This is a genomic window from Streptococcus mitis (genome assembly GCF_001579035.1).
Taxonomy (GTDB): domain Bacteria; phylum Bacillota; class Bacilli; order Lactobacillales; family Streptococcaceae; genus Streptococcus; species Streptococcus mitis_J.
In genome coordinates this window covers 68,846-72,211 of the sequence record NZ_KQ970290.1, presented here as the reverse complement: position 1 = coordinate 72,211, position 3,366 = coordinate 68,846, and the positions used below count along the sequence as shown (strand labels likewise).

Genomic DNA, 3,366 nt, shown 5'->3' with positions numbered 1-3,366 from the left:
GTGAGAATGTAGAAGGAGTTAATGTTCATAAATACGGTGCCCATATCTTCCATACTTCTAACAAGAAAGTTTGGGACTATGTCAATCAATTCGCTGAATTTAACAACTATATCAATTCGCCTCTAGCTAATTACAAGGGTAGCCTTTATAATCTACCTTTCAATATGAATACTTTCTATGCTATGTGGGGTACAAAAACTCCTCAAGAGGTCAAAGATAAGATTGCTGAGCAAACGGCACATATGAAGGCTGTTGAACCTAAAAACTTGGAAGAACAGGCTATCAAGTTGATCGGTCCAGATATTTATGAAAAATTGATTAAAGGATATACTGAAAAGCAATGGGGACGTTCTGCGACTGACCTTCCACCCTTTATCATCAAACGCTTACCAGTTCGTTTGACTTTTGATAATAACTACTTCAATGACCGTTACCAGGGTATTCCAATTGGTGGTTACAACGTCATCATCGAAAATATGCTCAAGGATGTGGAAGTAGAACTTGGTCTTGACTTTTTTGCCAATCGTCAAGAATTAGAAGCTTCTGCTGAAAAAGTTGTCTTTACAGGGATGATTGACCAATACTTTGATTATAAACATGGTGAGTTAGAATACCGTAGTCTTCGTTTTGATCATGAAGTGCTTGATGAAGAAAACTATCAAGGAAATGCTGTTGTCAACTATACAGAGCGAGAAATTCCTTATACTCGTATTATTGAGCATAAACACTTTGAGTATGGTACTCAGGACAAAACGGTTATTACTCGTGAATATCCAGCAGATTGGAAACGTGGTGATGAGCCTTATTATCCAATCAATGATGAGAGAAACAATGCCCTGTTTGCTAAATATCAAGAAGAAGCAGCACGGAATGATAAGGTCATTTTCTGTGGACGTTTGGCTGATTATAAATACTACGACATGCATGTGGTCATCGAACGGGCTTTGGAAGTGGTCGCGGAAGAGTTGGGACAATAATGCAAGGATTCTGTCATTTTAGAATCTTTGCTACTTAAGATTTTTAGAAGTAAGGTCAACAAGATTCTTTTCTGCTTATCAGAAGAGAACCTATGTTGGCTTTTTTGGCATAAATGAACAATTTTATTTTTCAGAATATATCAAATATAACAAATAACTCTTAAAATTCAGAAAATTCTATTGACAGGACTTGAAAAAGAGTCTATAATGAATAAAAAAACAAAGGAGAATACTATGAAAACAAGAAAAGTATTGACTCTTGCGGGAGTAACCTTATTAGCAGCTGGTGTTTTAGCTGCTTGTTCTGGGGGTTCAGGCGCTCAAGGTGAAAAAACCTTTGCCTTTACCTATGAGACAGATCCAGATAATCTCAACTATTTGACAACCAGTAAGGCAGCTACTTCAAGCATTACTAGTAATGTGATTGATGGATTGCTTGAAAATGATAAATACGGGAACCTTGTTCCTTCATTGGCAGAAGACTGGTCGGTCTCTAAGGATGGCTTGACTTATACTTATAAGATTCGTCAGGATGCCAAGTGGTATACATCTGAGGGAGAAGAGTATGCGCCTGTTAAGGCTCAGGACTTTGTGACAGGTCTTAAATATGCAACAGATAAGAAATCACAAGCCCTTTACTTGGTACAGGATTCAATCAAAGGTCTGGATGCCTATGCAAAAGGTGAAATCACAGACTTTGCTCAAGTCGGGATTAAAGCCCTTGACGATCAAACAGTCCAATACACCTTGAACAAACCTGAAAGTTTTTGGAATTCTAAAACAACTATGGGTGTGCTTGCGCCAGTCAATGAAGAGTTTTTGAACTCAAAAGGGGATGATTTTGCCAAAGCTACGGATCCAAGCAGTCTCTTGTATAATGGTCCTTATTTGTTAAAATCTCTTGTGGCCAAATCTTCCGTTGAATTTGCGAAAAATCCTAACTACTGGGATAAGGACAATGTTCATGTTGACAAGATTAAATTGTCATTCTGGGATGGGCAAGATACCAGCAAACCAGCAGAAAACTTTAAGGATGGAAGCTTTACAGCAGCTCGTCTTTATCCAACCAGTGCAAGTTTCGCAGAGCTTGAGAAGAGTATGAAAGACAATATCGTCTATACGCAACAAGACTCTACGACTTATCTAGTAGGGACAAATATTGACCGTCAATCTTATAAACACACATCTAAGACTAGCGAAGAACAAAAGACATCTACTAAAAAGGCTCTCTTGAACAAGGATTTCCGTCAGGCTATTGCCTTTGGTTTTGATCGTACGGCCTATGCTTCACAAGTGAATGGTGCCAGTGGTGCAAGCAAAATCTTGCGTAATCTCTTTGTGCCACCAACATTTGTTCAAGCAGATGGGAAAAACTTTGGCGATATGGTCAAAGAAAAATTAGTAACCTATGGGGATGAATGGAAGGATGTTAATCTGGCAGATGCCCAAGATGGTCTTTACAATCCAGAAAAAGCCAAGGCCGAATTTGCCAAGGCTAAGTCAGCTTTACAGGCAGAAGGCGTGACCTTCCCAATTCATTTGGATATGCCAGTTGACCAGACAGCAACTACAAAAGTTCAACGTGTCCAATCTTTCAAACAATCGGTTGAAGAAACCTTGGGTACAGATAATGTCGTAATTGATATTCAACAACTACAAAAAGATGAAGTCTTGAATATTACCTACTTTGCTGAAACAGCAGCTGGGGAAGATTGGGATATTTCAGATAATGTTGGTTGGGGTCCTGACTTTGCGGATCCATCAACTTATCTCGATATTATCAAACCATCAGTTGGTGAAAACACTAAAACCTACCTTGGCTTTGATTCTGGTACAGATAATGCTGCAGCTAAAACTGTAGGTCTAAATGACTATGAGAAATTAGTAACTGAAGCTGGAAATGAGACAACAGACGTAGTAAAACGTTATGATAAATACGCAGTTGCACAAGCTTGGTTGACAGATAGTGCCTTGATTATCCCAACAACATCACTCACTGGTCGCCCAATCTTGTCTAAGATGGTACCATTTACGATGCCGTTTGCCTTCTCTGGTAACAAGGGGACAAGCGATCCGCTCCTATACAAATACTTGGAAATTCAAGACAAGGCAGTTACTGCAGATGAATACCAAAAAGCTCAAGAAAAATGGATGAAAGAAAAAGCAGAATCCAATAAAAAGCGCAAGAAGAACTCGCAAAACATGTGAAATAAGATAAAAAGAAGTTAGTTGTAAGCTAACTTCTTTTGGTTTATTGAAAATGAGTTGAAACCTCTCTTCACTTTCAAAGATTATGAAGCTAATTTTTTTGTTAGAAAAAATACCTGAGTTTTTATTTCTCAGGATTTTCTTTTCATCTCACTGTTGTGGTTGTTGAACTTGTGGATTT

The 3,366-nt window shown here is 38.3% G+C and carries 1 protein-coding gene and 1 pseudogene; both read left to right on the top strand.

The genetic code is table 11. The annotated features are described in order from the left end of the window. On the top strand, nucleotides 1-977 hold a 977-nt coding region (gene glf / locus SMIDD26_RS08535; protein ID WP_061439828.1), incomplete at its 5' end, for a UDP-galactopyranose mutase. A gap of 234 nt (nucleotides 978-1,211) precedes the next feature. Continuing rightward, nucleotides 1,212-3,190, top strand: a pseudogene (locus SMIDD26_RS08530) (peptide ABC transporter substrate-binding protein). Nucleotides 3,191-3,366: the final 176 nt, after the last annotated feature.